Raw genomic sequence first — 22,040 nt, 5'->3', positions numbered from 1 at the left:
ACAATGACCTTTAAATGTTCAAAAAAAGGAGCGCGGCTCAAACGCTGGGAGAGCTTTGCCATCGAAGTCGCCATCGTATTTTCCTCTACCGCCATATTAAAAAAAGCTTTGCCTCCGCTTACGCCGCTATCCGCCTTATTTGTGCTAAGCTCCGCGGGCATAACAATTTGGTAGACGACTTTAAATGTCTGCTTGGAAGAGCCCTTCTGCTTATCTTGTGATTGATTTCCGCTATCCTGATTACTGTCTTGCTGATTTCCGCTATCCTGCTTCCCTTCTTTTTTAGCCGGTTCGTCAATCCCTACTCCTACTACAAAACCGCGCTGATCGATCTCAACCCTGTCCCAGCAGCCTGAGAGAAGAACAGAAGAAGCCATTGCCAAGAGCAGCATTCGTCTACCTCTACGCGCCGCTCTTATCATTTGCCTTCTCCTCCTTTTTCTTCTTTCCCCCAAACATCAGAAGCGAGATCGGCAATAATATGCCGGAAATGATCGCCATATAGCTGATGATGTTACCAAGGGTCGTGAATTCCGCCATATCACCCGGAGCCATGCAGATCATATAAGCTATGGGTGCAATAATAAGCAGCCTGTAGCGTTTGGTTAGTTTTTTGAACAGAAAAGACAGGCATTCGTTAGCCAAATCAAACCCCATGGCCGCTGTGTTGTAGATCGTCATAATCCAGATGACAAAAAACAACGATTCAAACCGCTCGAAGAAGTTGCCCGGGAACTGGATTTCCTTCGCCAGCTCAATGGTTGGATATACGATGTTCATGGTTCCAATATTCGAGAAAATGCCGATAGCAAGATGATAGATAACCAGGTAGATAAAGACTGTCAATGCAATGCCTGACATTACGGCTTTAGGCGCCTTTTCCGGACGCTCCATAAACACGATGTAATACAAAATAATCTCAAACCCGAGCAGGGAGTAGACAACCTCTTTCATCCCCTGCGCAATGCCGATTGGCGGGGTAATAAAAAACGGCTTCAGATTATCGAATTCATACCATCTGTACCCGAAGCAGACAACAATCGCAACCATAATCAGAACCGAGGGGAGGAACAGAACATTCAGACGAAGCAGCCCCGACCTGCTGCCGGCTACCCCGTAGACAACAACCAAAACAAACACTAGCGAGATATACTCAACCGGTGTTCGGTCAAATAAGTATTGCTTCGAAATGTTGGCGATTGCCCTTGTCTCAAAGGAGCAGAAGCCTAAGAAATAGCTGAACTGGAGAGCCGCAATTATATAAGTGACCGGCCTGCCTACCAGGGTTACCGAATATTCCAGAAACGGTTTACTCCCCGCCCGGACTGCTACCTTGGAAACTAGCCAGCCTGCAAGAAGCGCAATACTGCCCGCAAGCAGAATACTCATCCAGCCATCAAACGAGGCCGTGTAGGTTGCCACCGAGCGGGGAAGCGTCAGAATCCCTACGCCAATCAGCATGGAGGTTGTCGTCATGCCCATCTCCAAAGAAGATAAAGGTTTTTCGCCGTAGCTGTTAATTCTCATGATGATCCCTTTCTTTTGCTGCTAGTATTCAATCTTTTCGTATCCATCGTTTCCAATATTTCCGGTCTATGGGACATACGAATGACGGGCAGCCGGTAAATAAGGTCCCGCCAGTCCGACAAGCGAAGCGGCGCAAGCGGTGCGGTATACGGAATGCCAAAGCTCCTTAAATTCACGAGATGGATACAAGTGATAATCATAGCTAGTACAATGCCGTAGAGCCCAAATACACTTCCCGCGATCATAATAAGAAACCGCATTAACCGAATGGATATTGCAAACCCATAGGAAGGAATGGCAAACGACGCGATAGCGGTAACAGCCACTACAACCACCATTACCGGACTTACGATGCCTGCCGTTACCGCCGCCTCGCCAATAACCAGACCGCCTACAACCCCGATCGTCTGGCCAATCGATTTCGGCAGCCGAACGCCCGCTTCCCGTAAAAGCTCCAAGGTTGCTTCCATTAGAAAAGTCTCCACAACAGCCGGGAAAGGAACCCCTTCTCTTGTCCCCGCTACGGAAAAGGCAAGCTTGGACGGCAGCATTCCGTGATGATATTCCAACAGCGCGATATATAACCCCGGCAGAAATAAGGCTATAAAAACGGCAAAAACGCGTAAAATCCGAAGTACGCTCGACAGTATCCAGTTCTGGTAATAATCCTCCGGCGATTGAATAAAGGAACCGATCGTCACCGGCATAACCAATTGAAACGGAGTACCGTCCACAAGAACCGCCACTTTGCCCTGCAGCAAGGCACCAGACACCTTATCCGGACGCTCCGTGTTCATAATTTGCGGGAAAGGCGACCAGTAATGGTCCTGAATCCATTGCTCGATAAAACCCGATCCTTCCGGATCATCCATATCAATCGTACCGACTCTCCGCTTCACTTCGTTCACGAGCATTGGGTTTGCAATACCCTCTATATAGGCTACCGTTACATCCTTCCTTGATCTGCGTCCGATGCAATAAGAGTCGAACCGGAGATGGGAATCCCGGATCCTTCTTCTAATTAATGCCGTATTTGTCCGGAGGTCTTCCGTGAATCCGTCCCTTGGTCCGCGGATAAGCGATTCGGTCTGCGGTTCCTCTATCGCCCGGCTTTTCCAGCCTTTGCTTCCGATCAGAACCGTCTCTTCCATGTCTTCCACAAATAGAGCGGCATCTCCGGACAGGATTGTCAGCATAATGTCATCCCAATCCGAAGAACGCCTCAAGTCCTGCAGAGAAAGCTGCTCGGTCGTTTGCGCTTCGGTTCCTCTGCTGTATTCATCGTCCATCTGTCCGGTATTCTCGGTACGGTCCGTACGGGCAAAACGGCTTCCGCTTTCCTGCATCAGCTGGCTGATAACCTGATTCTGAATAACCTGCTTGTCAGCCAGGCCTTCGATACATACAACCGCTGCTTTTTCACCTTCCGCCATCCGAAAGGTGCGGATCAATAAATCATTGGGTGAGCCAAGAGATTGCCTGATAAAAGCTAAGTTGTCGCTGACGGATGCAAATGGTTTCGATGGCTGCTCTAATGGTTGTCCGTTATGCTCCATATACATCCTCCCGCCAATTCTTTTAACTTCATGATGCCCGCGAAAGGAAATTTTATGAAAAAACAAAAAAACCACCTGAGAAGGTGGTAAGCGAAAAGGGGCTATTTCCATTGATTTTACTGTACTTTGCGGTAAGGCTTGCGGTATTCCTGCGGCGTAACTCCGTGAACCTTGCGGAACAATCTGGCGAAATAAGAGAAATTTCCGTAGCTGAGCCCGTCGGCAATCTCGCTGATGCTGCGGTCCGTCGTAGCCAGCAGCTCCGCGGCTCTTTCCATTCTTTCCTTCAATATATAATCGGTCAGCACCATGCCGGTCTCCTTCCGGAACAAGCGGGACAGATAGGCCGGATTAACAAAAGCAATAGACGCCAGCTGCTCGCGGGAAAGCTCTTCGTTCAGATGCTCGGCAATATACGCTTTTACCTTTTGTACAATTGGACTTACCGTCATCGTTCTCGTAAACAGGCTGCCCGCGGCTTCGGCTATACAGCTTACCCATAACTTGAACTGTACAACGGAACGGGTTGCGGTCTCCACGCTGGAGCAAGCGTGATTCTCGTAAAGCTGCTGGGCTTGGAGCCCCTTGCGGTGCATCGCATAATAGATGACTTGCAAGAGCGCATGGTAGGAAGCGGTTAGCGTCTCAACCGTTGCTTTACCAGGATCAATAGAATTGGTCCATTCTTTAAGTTTGAGAGAGAGCTCCGTCGTGCTCCCCTGCTCGAGCAAATCAGCCCAATCCAGCATGGACTCCGTAAAGCTAACGGCTGGTTTCACCGTGTTGCTCATCGGGTCCTCGCTCCAAATTACGCCGCCTGCCATACTCACATTGCGGTATTCCTTGTTAAGCAGCGCCAGATAGCTTTGCAGCACTTCCGTTACGGCGGTTAATTGACCTACATAACAGGAGAGCCGGCAATAGAAATACTGCCTGCAGGCTTCAACGTAATTCCGGCATAACGCCTCGATTTCTTCTCTAGCCGCTTCGACCTCGCCTAGATGCAGCACCACAAGAATATTGCCCCGGTGATCCTGGATAACGTTGCCGGGAAGCTTCTCGAGCAGCAGCTCATCGGCCGATTTGCGCAGCGCAAATTCCATTATAAGCTCATCCCGCTCGTTAAGCGGACGTTCCCAGCTCTCCACGCTAATTAGGATGAGGCGTACCTGTTCAACTGTACTCATCCGCATATCGTAAGCGGAGAGTGATTGACGAATAGCTTCCGGATTACTTGAAACTCTCCGTTCGAGCAGATCCTGCCAGAACCGCTCGACAAGCATCGGCTTGCGGCTGTTCCACAACTCAACAATCTTGTTGTACTGGTCGTCGGTCTCACTGATTCTCCGCTTCTCCTTCACCCGGGAGATGGCGGTAAGCAGCGTCTCCTCCAGCTCGGTATAAACAACGGGCTTCAGCAGATATTCAAAGCTGCCCAGATGAATCGCGCGCTTGGCGTACTCGAACTCCGAATGGCAGGTCAAGACAATCGTCTCCGGGAACATGCCGCGCTCTTTTACCCATTCCATCAATTCAAGACCGCTGATCTCCGGCATTTCGATATCGCAAATGACAATATCAATTGGCTGTTCAAGCAGCAGTTGCTGCGCCATTGGAGCATGATAAGCTTCATATACCCCGTCTACCCCGATCAACTCCCAGCGTACGCCGGAACGGAGTCCTTTTACCGCATAGATCTCATCATCGACAATAAGTACCCGTATCATAGTCCCGGCTCCCTTTCACCCGATTTGTATCTCGGCACCCGAAGCGTTACGACCGCGCCTTGCGGATCCGCGCCGCCAAATGCCATTCTGACTGTTCCTTTATAGTAGAGCCTGCATCGCCGGACAACGTTCCACAGCCCTAAGCTGCCGTCACCGGGCTCAAGCGAATGAACCTTTGTACGCAAATGCTCCATTTGCTCCTCCGTTAGACCTTTTCCATTATCTTCCACCTCAATGATCAGCTCTGCGTCCTCCCCTTCGCCCTCGGCCGATACCTTCACCCGGATATGGAACGGCGAGCCCGTGCGGATCGAGAAGCCGTGCACCATCGCGTTTTCAACCATCGGCTGAATAGTCAGCGGCGGAATGCTCATCTTCTCGAGCGCCGGATCAACTTGGAAATCAAAGGCAAGCGTCTCCGGGAACCGGTATTTCTGAATGGATAGATAATGGAAAATATGCTCGGCTTCTTCTTTCACGGTCACCGTTGATACCTGAGTGCGGGTCGTAAACCGGAAATACCTCACAAGATGAAGGGACATATGCTGGATGACTTCATAGTCTTTGATCTGGGCGAGCTGATAGACGATATTCAGAGAGTTCATGAAGAAATGGGGGTGGATCTGGGCTTGCAGATGCTTTAGCTCCGCCTTCTGCGTCCGCAGCTGCTCCTCGTAAATATCAATCTTCAAATGCTCAATCTGCTGGGCCATGCCGTTAAACGTCTCTTTGAGCGTTATAAACTCCTGAAGCTTGTAATCCTCCATCCGGACGCTCAGGTCGCCGGAACGGATTTTCCGCATCCCTTTAATAAAATGATGGATTGGCTTCACGATCGAATTTTGCAGGAATAAGAGATAGAGTCCCAGCATGATCGCCGCCAGCATCGGAATGAGATACGTCATTTTGCGGAAAATCGGAAGACCTTCCAGAAGCTTGCGCTCCGGAAGAAGGAAGATCAGGTTCATATCCGCCATCCGGGAGCTCTTGGCTACAAGCAAATACGGATTGCCTAGCTTGACGATATTGTAAGCCGCATTCCCGTTATCCATATAAGCCGTCAGGTCAAAAGCTTCAACCTCCTGGCGGATTGATGTTCCTACCGTTGATAGAGGTTCCCCTTCCCCCGATACCAGAAGCGCTTCCGCCTTGCCTCCCTGACCCAACTGGCGAATGGGCTCCATCAACCGGTTGAGGTCAATCCATGCTCCGATATAAGAGTCGTAATTCGTATCCACAACGCGGACGAGAGCATATTGCCCCTTCAGCTCGACAACCTTCCAGCCCGCGCGAAGCGCTGGATCGTTACCCGCCAGCAGCTCCTTCAGCTTGGACTGAATCTCCTGCTTGCGGGCATAGGTAACGGATTGCTGCTGGGCGACCAGAAGCTCCTTGTATTTCCCGCCGTAAGCGAACAAAACATCCGCCGAGTCGTAATAGTTGATGTTCAAATCCAGATCGTTTGCCGTCTGCGTCGTGGACAAATAATACTCCCAGCTGTCCTTATCGTATTGGCTGAGCGAAATCAGGCTTTGATCCTGTTCCGCCGCTTTATAAAGATAGTTCTCGATCTCGCCAAGAACCTGGTCCATATCGTTCATGTACATGGTAAGCATGTTGCGGTTCGACTGCGCCACCTGGGAATGGACAACCTTCGTCGCGTAAAGATTGTTCCACAACAGCAAAATGACGAGAGGGATAATAACGAGACCAAAGCCAAGTATCAGTCTGGAACGCATCGTTGCTTGTCTCATAACCTTTCTCCTCTCCTCATTGAGACGTTGCCGGCGGCTAGTGATTCGCAAGCCATAGATCAAGCTGGCGCTGCTTCTCCCGGACAACCTTATCGGCTCCCGCCGCCTTCAGCTTGCTTACGTACATCGGAATGATTTTCTCCGGGTCCTGCGCACCGGTATTAAAGGCCGGCATAAATTCCTTCTCGACCAGAATCGAAGCCGCAATCTCCGCCTTCACCCGCTCCGGGTTAAAAACAAAGCCCAGCGCCTTCGACTTATCCGCCTGCTCGTTATAGCTGCGGTATTCCTCCCATAATCCCGGGTTCTCGTTTTCCCACAGATAGGAATTCAATTGATTGCCAAACATCCACGGCTGGTTCAGATTGTAGCCAACCGTCTTCGCGTCAACGCCGGGCGGGTACCCAATGACGTTGTCGGATTTCTTGACATAATGAATCCCCTCGATGCCCCAATCCAGCAGGTTCAGCAAATAAGGATCGGTGTATAGGAGATTAAGCAGCAGCATCGATTTCTCCGGATGCTTCGCATTGCGGGTGATCGCAAACATCGCGCTTGTTGTATCCGCCGTAGTGGTATAGGGCTTCGTCAGTTCCACGCTTATCATCGGATATCCGGTATCCCTGGACGCCTGGATCTCAAAACCCGGCTTCAGCGATTCCGCATAAGCAAAGGCGTTGCCGGCTTTTACCGCGTCATATTCGTTATCCTTCGACGTTGTGGCATCCGCATTAAGGTATCCCTTCCGGTTCCACTCGTAGAGCAGCTTGGCATAAGCCATAAATTCAGGAGTCTCCGCCATACTTAGCACCTTTGTCGACTGCCCTTCACGGCGCAGAACGCCCGGACCTTCTCCCAGCATGTCGAAAATGCCGTATTGCATCATAAACGTAAGCGGACTGCGGTCTGCCCTTGCCTGCAGCGGAGCCAGCTCCGGTTCATCCTGCTTGATCTTCTCGAAGATTGGGCCAAAATCGGCCAATGTCTTGACCTGCGACAGATCGATATCGTACTTGTCGACCAGATCCTGACGGAGCACAAGCCCTTTGCTGGAGGCAAACTCCTTGTTGGTCACAATGCCGTACAGCTTGCCGTTTACTTTGCTGGCCTCCAGAATGGAAGGATCCAGAATCTTGCGGATACCCGATCCGTATTTGTCCAGCAATTCATCCAGCGGAAGATAGCGCCCCTTCGCAATCTCGTCTCCGAAACGCATCCAGCCTGCCGTAAAAACAATGTCCATCTGCTCGCCCGATGCGAACATCAGCCCCGTCTTATCCCACCAGGAGCCCATGTCGATCGTGCGGATATCCACGGTTGCGTTAATTTTCTTCATGAGGTAGTCGTTTATTTTATCCTCAACAAGGTTAAGATCCTTCGGCACATTACCCGCGGGGAAAACCATAACCAGCCGGTCGGTATCGCTGCCGGCTGCCGGTTTCGGTTTGGCTTCCGTATCTTCTTGGGTCCGGGCTATATTCGAATCGGCCGGTGATTTGACCGGCTTGGGCGTTTGTCCGTACATCGTCGAGAAAGCGATTAGAATAGCAACGACGAGCAGCGATCCCACAATTATTGGAAGCGCTTTCTTGTTAGCTCTATTGAACATGTCACTCGTCTCCTTGGCACAAGGTTAGATACCTCATCATACAACGGCCTGATTCTTTCCGACTACTCTAATTGTAACTTTTAATAGTAAGATTGTGACCTTGAGAGCATGGCAAACAGCCGGTCCGGGAAACACTCCCTGACCGGCTTGCCTGGACTCGCTATTATTTGTTCATCAGACCGCCTGCCTGCAGCAGACGCTTCAATGTTACGGCTGCTTCAGCGCGCGAAGCTTGGTCGAGCGGCGCAAACTTGCCGGATGATTTGCCTTCCATGATTCCGGCGGCAACAAGCTTGTTGATTGCGGACTGCGCCCAATCGGCAATCTGGCTGCCGTCTTGCGGGAAAGCCGCTTCCGGCGCTTCGGATTGGGTTTGTTCGTGCTTCGTTACAAGTTCCAATGCCCGTGCCAGCATAACGGCCATTTCCTGGCGGGTAATTTCCTGATTCGGACGGAATGTCCCGTCACTCATGCCTTTTACAATGCCGTATTGAACGGCTGTCTTCACATAAGAAGCGTACCAGGCGGGTGAAGTAACATCCGTAAAGGATTGTGTTGCTTCATCACTGCCTGATGCAAGGCCGAGTGCTTTTACAACTAGCGCAGCGAACTCGGCTCTCGTAATATTGCGGTTTGGCGCGAACAGATCCGTTGATACGCCGTTCACTATCCGTTTGTTTGCTAACAGCAGAATATCGTCCTTGGCCCAATGGACAGCGATATCCCTAAAGGTAGTATCCGTAACCGCAACGGCGTACAAGCTGTTTGTTGTGCTCAGTACCGTTACGACCGTATTTCCGCCTTGGCTTGCGAACCATGCAGGCACCGTTCTGAACTGGCCGGTTGCCGGATCGTAAACAACAACAGAGCCGTGCTCTTGATCTAACTGACCATTAAACGTAAAGCTTCTTGCAACGAACTGCTTGCCGAATTGATGGACCGGTATGGACTGGCCGCCGGACTGCAGCGTCAGCTCGAAGGAAACCGGATTGCCGGCAAGGGTAAAGCCTGCGGAAGCGGCTTTGCTCTTCATCTCGTCGGCCAGCGTGCCGGAGGCCGGCGAAAGTGTCAGCGTCAGCTTGGCATTCGCTGCTGCCAATGCATCCGCATAACCCGCTTCCTCCAGAATGGTCCAAATCGTCGATGGAAGCGTGTAAGTCATACCTCCATAACGGATGACGATAGATGCTTCTTGCGTTGCGGATGCTGCAGCCTTCAGTACAGCGGCAGAGAATTCGGCAGTGCCCAAGTTACCGCCCGCCGCCAGGTCGATGACGATTTCTTTTTTGCCCGCGGTTAGTCCGGCTTGCAGATCTGCGTCATAGTTAACGGATGGCTCAACCGGTGTTGAACCGCCACCGCCCGTATTGCCGGAGCCCGGGTTGTCTTCATGCGTAATCGCGCGCAATTCAAACCCTGTGGAATTCGCATTAAAGACAGGACCAATCTTCGTATTGCGGACAATGACATTATCCAGATTAATGGAACCACTTGCGTCATTGTTGACATGGATGCCCCATGTGCCGGTACCGTCAATGACGTAGTTCTCGATCGTAATGCTGCGGGAAGCGTTAGTTATCGCGTTGGGTCCGTTCACGTACAGGCCTTGATAAGTGCTATCCAGCGCTGTGTTGTTGCGGATTGCAATATCGGCGTCAATCGGCTTATCGCCCGTGAACAGCCAGATCGCTCCGAAGCTCTGCCCCCAGCTAGGCTCGCGGCCGCCGGTACGGATCAGCGTGTTGCGCTCGATGAGCGTCGTGCCGTCAAAGGCAACCGGATTAAAGCGTGTGGATACCGCAATCCCCGCGCCAAAGCCAACCGTATCCGACAGGATATTATCCTGCACTTTGTTATCGCGTCCTCCGAAAATAGCCACGTTATCGGCAAGCCAAGGCAGCTGTACCGTATTGAACCTTACTGTATTGTTGCTTACCCGGCTGTCATCGTTGGATACGCCTTCCGGCTTCTGCGACCAAAGCGCGATGCTGTCATCGCCGGAGTTGCGGATAAACGTCTGCTCGATCATCGAATTTCGCGTACCCGTTGTAAAATTGATGCCGTCAGCGTAAGTATCGCGGATACGCACTCCGCCAACGTACAGGCCGTCCGTTACCACTCCCTCATCGCTGCGCATCGACCAGATGCCCGCCTTGGCATGCTCGATCCATACATTCTGTATGATGGAGCCTTGGCCAAACGTTCCGTCAAAGCCCGCTTCGCGCAGCTCGTCATGACGTCCGGTTACGCCAAGATCCATATACAAATCGTAGACGCGAACCTTGCTTCCCTCCACCAGGAAGCCTGCGCCATGCAGCTCCGTATGCCAGATTCCAGCACCGCGAATCGTTACATTATCGATATGGAGAGGTCCTTGCGCAAGATTAAAGCTTCCTGCCGGAATCCATACGCCGGCGCCTTGCTCCTTAGCAGCCGCGATTGCGGCTTCGAATGCGGCCGAGTCGTCGGAGCTGTCGTCCGCTGTTGCTCCAAAGTCCGCCACCGATAAATAACCTTCCGGCTTCGAGTAAGCATCAGGCGCTTGCTCCAGATCAACCAAGTCCACCAAGTAATATTCGGCGTTATCGTCAGCTTCTTTCACAAGGCGAATGGTTGAACCTGCTGCTACATCGCCTATTAATAAGCGGGACTCATCATAGAAGCGGTGGGCATCCCCGTCGGCCGGATTATTCGTCCACGGATATTTGCCGTATACCCAGCTGTACTTGCTGGACAAGTTGATCTTGCCTTGTTTTTCGCCATTAACGTAAAGCGTCAGCGTATGCTCTTCGCCGTCACCCGCCGGGGAGTCCGGGATGATATAACGCATGGTCAACGCATTAGCCTGTCCGGTTGTCTTGAACTCGACATATTGCCCCGTTGCATCCAGACGAACCGCCTCTCTGCCGGAGGCCTCGGAAGCGAAAGTCTTGAACGTACGGTCTTCTTCAATAAGAGTACCGTTTGTCATGCCATGCTCCGCTTCATAGGTTGTAAACGGAACGGTCGCTCCGCGGTAATCCTTGCTCACCGCATTGTGCACGAGGAGGTAATCTACATCGATACCGCCTGTACTGCCGTTATCGTATTGAAGCGATACGGTATTCATGCCGGCACGAAGCGGCAGCTCCAGAGTAAGGTCTGACCAGCTGCTGCCCGTGCTTGGAAACTCGGCGGCAGCGGTTTGCTTCAGACCGTTGACGTAAAGGGCTAACGTTTTTGTGCTGCTGTCGTTATTCCGGAAACGAATCTTAGCGGAGTAGTTATCTGCTTTGTCCGTACTTGCGGCAAAAAGCAAGGCCGCATCCTCTTGAGTAAAGCCCGTAACAGCTGTTCCATTTGCTGTTATCCCGCCCGTCATAAACGCATCTTCCGCTTCGTAACGGATATCGCTCTTCACCGCTTGCAGCTGCCAATGCGCCGCGGCTTCGGACGCTTCTACGGCTTGAGCGGATACAGTGCCAGCGGCACCAACCGTCAAGTATTGCCCTGTGGCAGAAGCGTTGCCGAGCACTTGGTAACCCCCGTAAGACGAGACATCCCATTGCGTGGACAAGCTTGCCCCCTCGGTCAACGCGGTTGCCTGGCCGCTTGCCTTCACGGCTAGCTTGCGGCCGGTTGCCTGATTCACGTATTGCTTATGGCCGTTATAATCCTGCGGCAGCCATTCCGCCGCTTTGCCGTCGGCAGCAGCAGGCGTATCCGCCACCACAACGCCATTGCGTTCAATCAATGCTTTGCCGCTGACAGCGTCCACAATTCGGACCGCGTTAAGCTCCTTCAATACCGGAGTTACCGCATTTGCCGGACCGTCAACCGGCGGTACCGTTACCGCTTCCGCAGGCGCCGCTTCGAATCTCCATTGCACGCCGCGGCTTTCAGTCGATCTCAATTCATATTGCGCATAACCCTGCAGGTCTTCGGTATGGATATAATTATCTTCATAACCTTGAGCCGCGCTGCGGAGCAGATAAAGGCCGGCTGCAGGAGCATTTTCCACTACCCATTGCACCTTCGTGTCGTCCGCAGACGGTGATGCCGTTGTCTCGAGGTAACTCTGCAGATGTTCGATTGAAATCGCGTTGCCGGTCGCCCGGTTTACGATCAGCTGCTTGCCTTCCTTGCTTGTAATCTTCCAATGCGAAGCCGCGTTATTGGCAGCCGGCGTTCCGTACAAAACAACGTTCCTGCCATTCTCATACAGGTATTGGCCGGAAGCTTCGTTCTTGATGCGGATATAACCTTCCGGCAACTCCGCCGGTGCTTCAAGTGCGGGCTCCAGCACCCACTGCGCGCTGCCCCAGTCGGCAGGAATCGGGCTCGCCTGACCATAGCCGGTCTGGTCCTGCATATGAATGCGGGCAGGCTCGTTATTCCAATTCGCATTCCAGCCATTGCTGAATACTTTCGCATTCGCGGAACCTTCAACATCCGTCATCTCCCACTGCACGCTGCCCCATGATTTATCAAGCGTCAAGCTTTCCAGCGGTTTGAGATGCGGGTTTTCTTCAATCTCGGCACGGTTAATGTTCTCGTTGGAGATCATATGACCAGTCGCCTTGTTCACGATATATACGCCTTGCGGAGCGGTCTCGATGGACCATTGGGAAGCCGGATCATCCGCAGCAGGCTGGCCGTATGCAACCTTGCCATTCTCGCCCTCAAAGAGATATTGGCCAAAATAGCTATTCTTCAGGCGCACATAAGCTGGCGCTGTTTCACCTACCGTAATAAACTCCCATTTCGGGCTGCCCCAATCCTTAGGCACCACGCTAAGCTGCGCATGCTTCAGCTTGTTCTCGACGTTGACGTATTTGCCGCTGGCATCGCCAGACTTGCCGATCAGCTTATAGCCTTGATATGTCTCGATCGTCCAATCGCCCGCCGTTGAATCATCGTCCAAGGCAGTGGACTTTAATGCGTCGCGGTCGCCCGCTACTCCATCATTGTTCAAATAATGACCGGTCCCGCGGTTCTTAATCCGCTTTACGCCGTCATGATCCTCAACCAGCCATTGCGCATTCCGGTCCGAAGGCTGTACATTGCCGTACTGGACAACGCCGTTTGCATCCTCGAACAAATACAATTGCAGCCAATTATTCTTGATCCGGATATACGGAACAACGGGTTCTTTCGGCGGAGCCGGATCCTCCAGCGCCCATTGCGCGCTGCCCCACGTGGCCTGCGCCCAGTTATTTCCCTGAGCAAAGCCGTCTTGATTCTGTACGTTGATAAAGCTGCTTGCGCTTGCCGCGCTTCTTAGCGTGAAGTAGCCTTCGACTTCACCGCCGCTGTCGTTCTTGGCTGCCGCAACAATCCAGGCCGAATCCGCGCCTGGCGAGCCCTCCGCGGAGAGCGGTGTTGCTCCAACGTAGTCGACGCTTGTTGCGTAATGACCGGTTGCAAGATTACGCAGCAGCGTCCCGTTTGCCGTGTCGGTTAGAATCCATTGCGACGCCTTATCAGTATAGGGCGGTTCGCCATATTTGATCTGGCCGTCCTCTTCGTACAAATAGGTACCCTTCCAGTTGTTCTTGATCCGCTTTGGAGTAGAATCCGCAGCGGGCTCAAGCTTCCAGACGGCGCTGCCCCAGCTCTTCTGCGCCCAGTTATTCGCGCGGACAATGCCGTCCGGACCGTTACCGGTGCCTTGAATATTAACGACCCAGCTGTTATCACGGGAGCTGACAATATGAATGCCGCCATTGTCGTCAGCCGCTTCCAGGGACCATAAATCCGATGTCCAGCCCTCGCCAATCGCGGAAATGCCAACCGGATTCGTAATTTGCTCCGCGGCAATCGCCTGCGAATGAAGGTAATGTCCGGTCGCTCGGTTCTTGAGACGTTGGTAGCCATCCTTGTCTTCGACGAACCATTGCGAAGATGCATGGTTTAAAGCGACTTCTCCGTATTTCACTTCTCCGCCTTCTTCATATAAATAGGAGCCGTTCCACGGGTTAACGATCCGAACCGGCTCGGTTGCTTCGGCGGGTTCAAGCGTCCATGCCGCGCTCCCCCAATCCTTTTGCGCCCAGTTGTTCGCCTGCACCTTGCCGTCTTGAATCTGGAAGTTAACAATCCAGGACGGATTGCGCGTGCTTACAATATTGAACTCCCCCGGCTTGCTTGATACTTCCGCAATATCCCAAGTGTCGGATAACGAGCCTTCGCTTATAGCCGAGCTCTCAACCGCATTCGTAATATTCGCATCCGTCACTTGCTCCGAGTTCATGTAATGGCCGGTAGCGCGATTCTTGAAACGCTTACGTCCATCCTTCTCCTCAATTGTCCATTGCGCATAAGGATCGTTTACCGCGGGAAAACCGTAACGCACTTTACCTTCGGCATCCTCATAAAGCGAATACCCTTGCCAAGGATTATGAATTCGAATGTAAGCGTCTTCATTATTAATCCCGGAAACGCCGTCCGCGCTAGCGGACAGCGGGGGGATCGCAATGAGGAGCGCCATGCAAACAATCATCAGCTTCTTTAGTAATGACGGCATTAATCCCATTCCTCCTGAAATGAAATGAATTATTAACCTTTTGTAGCCCCATCCGCAAGACCGGAAATAAGGAACCTTTGCAGCAGCAGGAAGACAATCGAGATCGGAATCGCAATCAGTATTGTTCCTGCGGCAAACATCGTAAAGTTATTCGCGAACTTATCGTTAATGAAGTTGTACAAGCCTAGCGCCAGCGTGAACTTCTCCGGGCTGCGGATAATGATTTGAGGCGTCAGGAAATCGAAAAACGGTGCCATAAACGTAAACAGGGCAACAACCGCGATGATCGGGCTTGCAAGCGGCACCAGAATGCGGAAGAAAATCGTCAGGTAGCCCGCTCCGTCGATTTTGGCCGATTCGTCGAGATCGCGCGGAATCGTATCGAGGTACCCTTTTACAAGGAACAGGTTCATCGGCAAGCCGCCAAATACATAGATCAGGATTAGACCCAAAAACGTATCCAACAGGTTAACCGTATTGAGCAGCAGATAGATCGCCACCATTCCCATCAAGACCGGGAACATCTGCAGCAGCAGGAACGTATAAATGCTGTTCTTCCGTCCGACAAACCGGAACCGCGAGAATACGTACGCAACGATGGATACGATGCAGACCGAGGCTAGACCGTTCGCAAACGCGATGATCAACGTATTTTTGTACCATAGGGTATAGTTGCTGCTCGGATTGTTGAACAGCCATTCGTAATGCTCCAGCGACCAGTTATCCGGGATCATCTTGAGCGAGAACAAGCTGGTGCCCGGGTTGAGGGACATGCTAAACGCCCAGAGCAGCGGGTACAAAATAAGGGCGAACATGATAAGGACAACCAGATAAATACCGGACACTTCCAGAGCGGATTTGAGCGAACGTTTCATCTTAGTACATATCCTCCTCTCTGAAGGAACGGGTTCTGCTGAATTGATAGAGAGCAAACGCCGCTACGACAATACCCATGATGATGGATACGGCGGCAGCCATTTTGTAGTTGTTTTCCTTAAACGTGAGGCTGTACACCCACGAGATCAGGATGTCGGTTGCACCTGAGTTCTGGCCCGGCACGGGAGGACCACCCTTGTTGAACAGGTAGATAATATTGAAGTTATTGAAGTTGTACGAGTATTGCATAATGAGCAGCGGAGCCGTTGCGAACAGCACATGCGGCATCGTGATGAAGCGGAACTTTTTCCAGCGGCTTCCTCCGTCCACATCGGCTGCTTCATACCAGTCCTTCGAGATCCCTTGAAGCACCCCGGTAATCAGCGTGAACACATACGGGAAACCAAGCCACACTTGAATGCCGATAATCGCTACGCGCGCCCAAGTCGGATCGGAGAGCCACGGAATCGACACGCCAAAGTGGGAGAAAATATCCCGGTTAATCGCGCCGAACGTATCGTTAAACATCGCCGTAAACACAAGCACGGTCATAAACGACGGAACCGCCCAAGGGAGAATCATAACCGTACGGATCAGGCGCTTGAACCTGACGCGGCTGTCATTGATCATAACCGCAAGGAAAAAGGCCAGCGTGATTTGCAGCGTTGTCGCGACAAGCGTCCATACCACCGTCCAGGAAAGAACGGTAAACAAGCTTTTGCTCCACACGGCTTCCGTGAACAGGGCTTTGAAGTTCGCGAAACCAACCCAATCCAGCAGATGGGCAGGCGGAGAATTGTACAAGTTGTAGTTGGTAAAAGCGAGTGAGATCATAAACAGCAGCGGGAAAATAACGATCAGCGCCATCATGATGAAGTTCGGCACGACGACGAAATACGGGAAGCCATGCTCCCAGCTGTCCTGGAAGGCCTGCCGGACGGACGGCGTGCGCATACCCTCCCGGCGTTTTTTCGCGTCCTTCCGGGCATCCAGTAAATTCAGCACGTACAGGCCCAGCAGAATAACGCCTATGATCGAGGATAACAAGCCTTGGACGAGCAAATTACGGGAATCGTCGGTCTCCGGGTTGTCCCCGAGCGTAATCATTCCTGCGATACTGTTTGCGATAGGCACGGATAACGCAATGATCAAGCTTAAGCCAATTACAAGAAATACAATTCCTTTAATCCAGCGTCGGTTGTAAAGCTGGCCTATTCCAGGAACGATGGACAGGACGGTCGCGAGAGCGGGATTATGATGGCTTTGTCTGGCTTGCGGCGCCGGCTCCAGGGCGTTGATGTTCATGTTTGGTTCACCTTCCATATTTCCGAATGCGATTTAATGGAGAAAGGGGCTGTAAGAGCCCCTTTCCTTGTTTCATGGTATGGCGAGCGAGGATTGCCTTACTTCGCGCCGGCCATTTTCATCTTGTCGTTAATGAGTTTGACGGCATCGTCCAGGGAAGCTTGCACGTCTTTGCCTTCCGTGATGAATTTCAGGGCATTCGCCATTGGATCCCATACATGGTCAAGCTCGGGAACCGTCGGGAACGGCTGGCCGTATTGGATTTGCTGCGAGAAGCCGGATACAAGCGGATCACCCGTCAGAACAGGATTATTCAGTACATTGATAACCGGCGGAACTTCGCCTGTTTTCTTGAAGTATTCAAGCGCGTTCTCTTCGTTCGTCAGGAAGGCTGCGAAATCCGCTGCCCACTCTGGGGATTTGGAAAACTTGGATAGCATCCAGCCTTTTACGCCGATGAACGAGGTTGGATGCGCGCCGCCCTCAAGGGTAGGAATTGGAGCAACGGCAAGATCGTCGCCGAGCGCTTTTTTGTAATCATTGATTGCCCACGGTCCGTTGATAACCGCGCCAACTTTGCCTTGCGTGAACAAGCCGCCAACGATGTCGCCGTTAACGCCTTTAGGCAGGTAACCGTTGTTGAACCAGCTTTGGATAAGGGAAGCGCCTTTTACCGTGCCTTCCTTGTTCAGGCCGATATCGTTGATGTCGTATTTGCCAGCATTGTCTTTGAAAATATAGCCGCCTTCGCCGCCGAGGAAGCCCCAAGCGAAGTAGAAGTTCGCGGCTTCAAAGAGGAAGCCGTAGTTCTGTTTCTTCGCGTCGGTCTGGTCTTTCATGATTTGTTCGAGGTCCGCAATCGTTGCCGGCGCATTAGGGACAAGCTTCTTATTATAGAAGAGAGCGTAAGTTTCCGTTACTAGCGGGAGGCCATACAGGACACCGTCTTGGCTAAGAGCCGCAAGTGCTTCCGGCGTGTAGGTGCCTTTTACTTCGTCCGAGGCTTTTACCTCTTGCACGAGACCTTTCACGACAAGGCTGCCGATTCCCGGCTGGTAGAACAGGTCCGGACCTTTGCCTGCGGGACCGTCAAGCGCGAGCACATCCGGCTGATCGTTCATCGCTACCGGCTTGATATTGATCTTGATGCCTGTTGCGGCGGTGTATTTATCCGCTGCCGCTTGGATAACCGCGAGTTTGTCTTCCGCCGTATCCGGCCAGATGGTCAACTCCGTTGGCTTCGCTTCCGTTGGCCCGTTCGCTTCCGCGGTTGCCGCAGCGTCCGCGCTTGGCGATTCCGAAGCCGGCGCGTTAGCGTTCGTATTCGTGCTTGCGGAGGCATTGGCATTGTTGGCCGTTGTGCCGTTGCCGTTATTGTTGCCGCCGCATGCGGCGAGCGACATCGATACAGCCAGCAAGCTAAGCGTGATAAGCATCTTTTTGCTCTTTAACATCATTGAGAGCTCCCTTCCCTTTATCAACTCTTGTAGGTTTGTTGACCCCGGTATGCCGTGGTTCATGAGTTCATTGTAGGATTTCGAGGGGGAGTCTCACTACCAATCCGGTGACCTGAATGGATAAGATTGTGACCTGTCGGTGAGGTGGGATAGAGAGAAGTAGCAGGTGCAATCGGGCAACAAAGAAAGGCCTTCTACCAAGCAGCGGGCTTGGTAGAAGGCCTTAATATTATTATTGCGGTGCTGACAGCACCGTACGAAACCCGCAATTGCCGGTGGAGCTGTCGGGCGTATTCTTGCTGCGCGCCGCTACCCGGTAGCGGTTGCAGTAGGAGCTATGGCAGAGATACGAGCCGCCCCGCATGACGCGCCCTTCTCCGGTACGCGGGCCAAGCGGGTTATCGTTCTCGCCGCTCTGGTAGTAGGACGGGCTGAACCAGTCCGAGCACCATTCCCATACATTGCCCGCCATATTATAGAGGCCATAGCCGTTTGGCCGGAAGCTCTTGGCCGGGGCTGTTCCAAGGTAACCGTCGCTGGCATGATTTTTGACCGGGAATTTGCCCTGCCAGATGTTGCAGTTATGCTCGCCGCCCTGCTTCAGCTCATCGCCCCACGGGTAACGCTTCTGCGCAAGTCCGCCGCGGCCCGCGTATTCCCATTCCGCTTCCGTCGGCAGGCGTCTGCCCGCCCACTCGCAATACGCCATCGCATCATTCCAGCTGACATGAATAACCGGATGATCCTCGCGGCCTTCGATATGGGAGTCGGGTCCTTCCGGATGGTTCCAGTCCGCGCCTTCTACCGGGTACCACCAAGGTGCCGTCTGCGGCACCGTTTTCACCTTCGCCGCTTCCGCCTCCGAGACGAACAGATGGAACACATAAGACCAGCCGAACCTCTGGGCTTCGGTCACATAACCCGTTGCCGCAATAAAACGTCCGAACTGCTCATTCGTTACCGCCGTTTCATCCATATAAAAGCTATTTACGGTAACGCTATGAACCGGCCCTTCCCCGTCTGCCGCAAAGCCTTCCTTATCATCGGTTCCCATCAGGAAGGTTCCGCCCGGAATAAACAGCATTCCCGCCGCGTCCGGATCAGCATCCGGCTTGGAGTCCGCCGGTTTAACCTTTGCTTTCAGCTTCAGGCTCTTTGGGGCAATAACAACCGATGAACGATCGGTTGAACAGCATGATTTTACCGTGTTATGATCTGATTCCCGTGCCATCTTCAACTTCCTCTCCGTATAAGAAGTGTCTATGATCAATCTAGCTTTTCTATAAATCTCTTATTTCAACACTACCATAATAAGAAATGGCAGTACAACGCTTTCCGCTAGTAATCTAACGGAAGACTTTATACTGCCACCTACTCTACTCTTTTTCTATTAGTCCAAGCCGGACATACTGCTCTTCCGGTGCTCCCGCCTGCTTCATGCCCGCGACGAGCAGCTTCATCATCCGTGCTTCGGCCGCCTCATCCTGAAGCGGTTGCTCCTGATGTTCGTCCCGAACAAGATCGTATAGCCGCGTTTCCATGACAAATTGATTCCGGGCATACGTTACCCCTTGCGTGCTCTCCGGAATTTTGAACACCGGATATGACGTATAAGGCAGGAACCGGCCCACTTCAATACGCTCCGGCGCTACGCGTCCGAGGTAGGAACGGAAGGTGGTTGGCATAGCCGTGTACGCGTAACAAGGATAATTATCCTCCGAGACCGGTGCGCGCATATACGTATAACGGCCATCCGTTACATTGACGCACATCCCGTGGTAGCCGTACAAAGCCGCTTCCCTCACCTTCTCCTGCGTTCCTTCGAGCAATCCGCGAAGCGAAGCGCCTTGCACCGTATCGGGAATCGAAGCTCCCATATAGTCCAGGACGGTAGGCATAAGATCGATATTTTGCGTAAGCGCCTGGATGCGAGTGCCTGCAGCCCGGCCTTCAGGCAGACGGATCATGAGCGGAATATGGGCCAGCTCGTTATAGACATGCATGACGTTTTTGCCGGTCTGTTCATGCTCGCCTAGCAATAAACCGTGGTCGGTTGTAAAAATAACAAGCGTATCGTCCAGAATATCCAGCCGTTCCATCGTATCCAGCAGCTTGCCAAGCCAATGGTCGATCATCGTAAGAGTCGCCGCGTAACGTTTCTGAATATGGGCAAGCGCTTCCCGCGGTACGTCAACGGTGCCGTATTTCGGCCAGCTGTAGGCAGGACCTTCATAGCTGTCCTGGTACATCCGCAAATAATGATCAGGCGTATCAAACGGCTCATGCGGGTCAAAAGCTTCTACGGTCAGGAAATACCGGTCCTCGCGTCCGTTTTTCTCCAGCCAGTCGCATGCCGCCTGAATGGTCCTTGGCCCCGGATAATCCTCTTCGCGAAGAAACTGCTTACGGTTCTTCTCGCATTGCGCGCGCACCTGACCATAATAACGTTCCGGCGCAGGCAAGTCTTTAATTGAAGAAACCCATGGATCATCCTCCTGCCCCCGGTGGAAATCCCATGTGGAGAAGGACTGGCAATAATTCTCGCCGCCCGTAGCAAAATAATGATAGTGGTCGGTCACGATGTGACTGAACACGCCGTCTTCCCTTAACGCGGCGGGCAGCGTACGGTCGAACGGTTCAATGCCGCCCCAGCCCTTTTCCAGAAAAGCTGCCCGTCCCGTCAGCATATCGCGCCGCGCCGGCATGCAAGGCAGCGACCCGGACCAATGCTGGTCGAAGACAACGGACTGCTCCGCCAGGCGGTCGATATTAGGCGTCCGAACGCCATCTCCGTCGTAAGCGGATAAAGCTCTTCGGTTCAAGGTATCGAGCATAATCATAATCGTTCGCATGAAAGCACCCCTTATTTCAGACCTGTTGTTACAATCCCCTGCACGAAGTATTTCTGCGCTGCCAAGAATAATAATACAAGAGGCAATACGACTAAGGTAGTTGCCGCCATGAGCAAATTCCATTCTACGTTCGTCTCGCTGCGGAAAATGGTGAGGCCAAGCTGCACGGTCCGCATATGCTCCGTGTTGGTCATAATAAGCGGCCACATGTAATCGTTCCACGTTGCCGTTGTTTTGAATATTGCCAGCGTTGCCAGAATCGGCTTGCTAAGCGGCAGATAGATCTGGAAGAATACGCGGAAGACATTCGCTCCGTCAATCTGCGCCGCCTCGTCGAGCGCCCGCGGGAAGTTCAAGAAATATTGCCGGCATAGGAAAATCCCGAAGGAGCCCGCAATAAACGGCAGCACCAACCCCGTATAGCTGTTAATGAAGCCAAATCCGTCCTGCCCCTGCCAGTTATTGCCCCCAAAGAACGGGAACATCTTCATCATCAGGAAGGTTGGAATCATCGTCGCCTGCGGCGGCACCATAATGCCGATCAGCACGGAGAAGAAGAGTACATCCCGGCCCGGGAAACGCAGCCGCGCAAATGCAAAGCCCGCCATGGAATTAAACACCAGGCTGAATACAACGGTAACGCCGGTTACGATAAACGAGTTATAGAAATATCGGAGCCAATCGCCTCGTCCCATGGCGACCGAGTAATTGTCGAATAGCCAATGTTTCGGAATAAACGTAAAGGTCGGGGACTGAATCTCGCCCATCGTCTTTAATGATGTCACGACCATTAATAAGAACGGGAACAGCATAAGCAAAGCAATGATAAACATAACGATTGAAAAAACTACGGTAGGCCATTTTCTAGTCAT

At 52.4% G+C, this 22,040-nt stretch carries 13 protein-coding genes (1 of these 13 only partly in view); all 13 read right to left on the bottom strand.

The features are described 5' to 3' along the window. Positions 1 to 422 carry the start of a Ger(x)C family spore germination protein gene (locus tag PJDR2_RS04985; RefSeq protein ID WP_015842596.1) on the bottom strand. The gene continues 844 nt to the left of window position 1, outside the view, so 422 of the gene's 1,266 nt are visible here — the first part of the coding sequence; its start codon is at positions 420 to 422; the stop codon falls past the left edge of the window. Next, positions 403 to 1,527, bottom strand: coding sequence for a GerAB/ArcD/ProY family transporter (locus PJDR2_RS04980; RefSeq protein ID WP_015842595.1), 1,125 nt, complete (start codon positions 1,525 to 1,527; stop codon positions 403 to 405). The genes PJDR2_RS04985 and PJDR2_RS04980 overlap by 20 nt, the downstream gene beginning before the upstream one ends. Beyond that, positions 1,524 to 3,083, bottom strand: a complete 1,560-nt coding sequence (locus PJDR2_RS04975) for a spore germination protein (protein WP_015842594.1) — start codon at positions 3,081 to 3,083, stop codon at positions 1,524 to 1,526. The genes PJDR2_RS04980 and PJDR2_RS04975 overlap by 4 nt, the downstream gene beginning before the upstream one ends. Before the next feature lie 116 nt (positions 3,084 to 3,199). Further along, complete coding sequence (locus PJDR2_RS04970) at positions 3,200 to 4,810, bottom strand: helix-turn-helix domain-containing protein (protein WP_015842593.1); 1,611 nt, start codon at positions 4,808 to 4,810, stop codon at positions 3,200 to 3,202. Beyond that, positions 4,807 to 6,564, bottom strand: coding sequence for a cache domain-containing sensor histidine kinase (locus PJDR2_RS04965; RefSeq protein WP_015842592.1), 1,758 nt, complete (start codon positions 6,562 to 6,564; stop codon positions 4,807 to 4,809). Before PJDR2_RS04965 ends, PJDR2_RS04970 begins: the two co-directional genes overlap by 4 nt. Before the next feature lie 37 nt (positions 6,565 to 6,601). Further along, complete coding sequence (locus PJDR2_RS04960) at positions 6,602 to 8,173, bottom strand: ABC transporter substrate-binding protein (RefSeq protein ID WP_015842591.1); 1,572 nt, start codon at positions 8,171 to 8,173, stop codon at positions 6,602 to 6,604. A gap of 163 nt (positions 8,174 to 8,336) precedes the next feature. After that, entirely contained in the window at positions 8,337 to 14,678 is a 6,342-nt protein-coding gene (locus tag PJDR2_RS31755; RefSeq protein WP_015842590.1) for an S-layer homology domain-containing protein, read from the bottom strand. 32 nt (positions 14,679 to 14,710) lie between these two features. After that, the gene (locus tag PJDR2_RS04950; RefSeq protein ID WP_015842589.1) at positions 14,711 to 15,553 is read right to left on the bottom strand and encodes a sugar ABC transporter permease; all 843 of its coding nucleotides are present in this window, start codon (positions 15,551 to 15,553) and stop codon (positions 14,711 to 14,713) included. 1 nt (position 15,554) lies between these two features. Then, complete coding sequence (locus PJDR2_RS04945) at positions 15,555 to 16,859, bottom strand: carbohydrate ABC transporter permease (RefSeq protein ID WP_015842588.1); 1,305 nt, start codon at positions 16,857 to 16,859, stop codon at positions 15,555 to 15,557. A 98-nt stretch (positions 16,860 to 16,957) separates the two neighbouring features. After that, the gene (locus PJDR2_RS04940; RefSeq protein WP_015842587.1) at positions 16,958 to 18,316 is read right to left on the bottom strand and encodes an extracellular solute-binding protein; all 1,359 of its coding nucleotides are present in this window, start codon (positions 18,314 to 18,316) and stop codon (positions 16,958 to 16,960) included. 232 nt (positions 18,317 to 18,548) lie between these two features. Next, complete coding sequence (locus PJDR2_RS04935; RefSeq protein WP_015842586.1) at positions 18,549 to 19,547, bottom strand: formylglycine-generating enzyme family protein; 999 nt, start codon at positions 19,545 to 19,547, stop codon at positions 18,549 to 18,551. 145 nt (positions 19,548 to 19,692) lie between these two features. After that, positions 19,693 to 21,168: a sulfatase gene (locus tag PJDR2_RS04930; RefSeq protein WP_015842585.1), complete on the bottom strand. Its 1,476-nt coding sequence runs from the start codon at positions 21,166 to 21,168 to the stop codon at positions 19,693 to 19,695. 11 nt (positions 21,169 to 21,179) lie between these two features. Beyond that, entirely contained in the window at positions 21,180 to 22,040 is an 861-nt protein-coding gene (locus PJDR2_RS04925) for a carbohydrate ABC transporter permease (RefSeq protein ID WP_015842584.1), read from the bottom strand.

The sequence above is a fragment of the Paenibacillus sp. JDR-2 genome (assembly GCF_000023585.1).
GTDB lineage: Bacteria > Bacillota > Bacilli > Paenibacillales > Paenibacillaceae > Pristimantibacillus.
The sequence above is the reverse complement of the archived record's forward strand: the minus strand, read 5'-3'. Positions and strand labels throughout refer to the sequence as shown.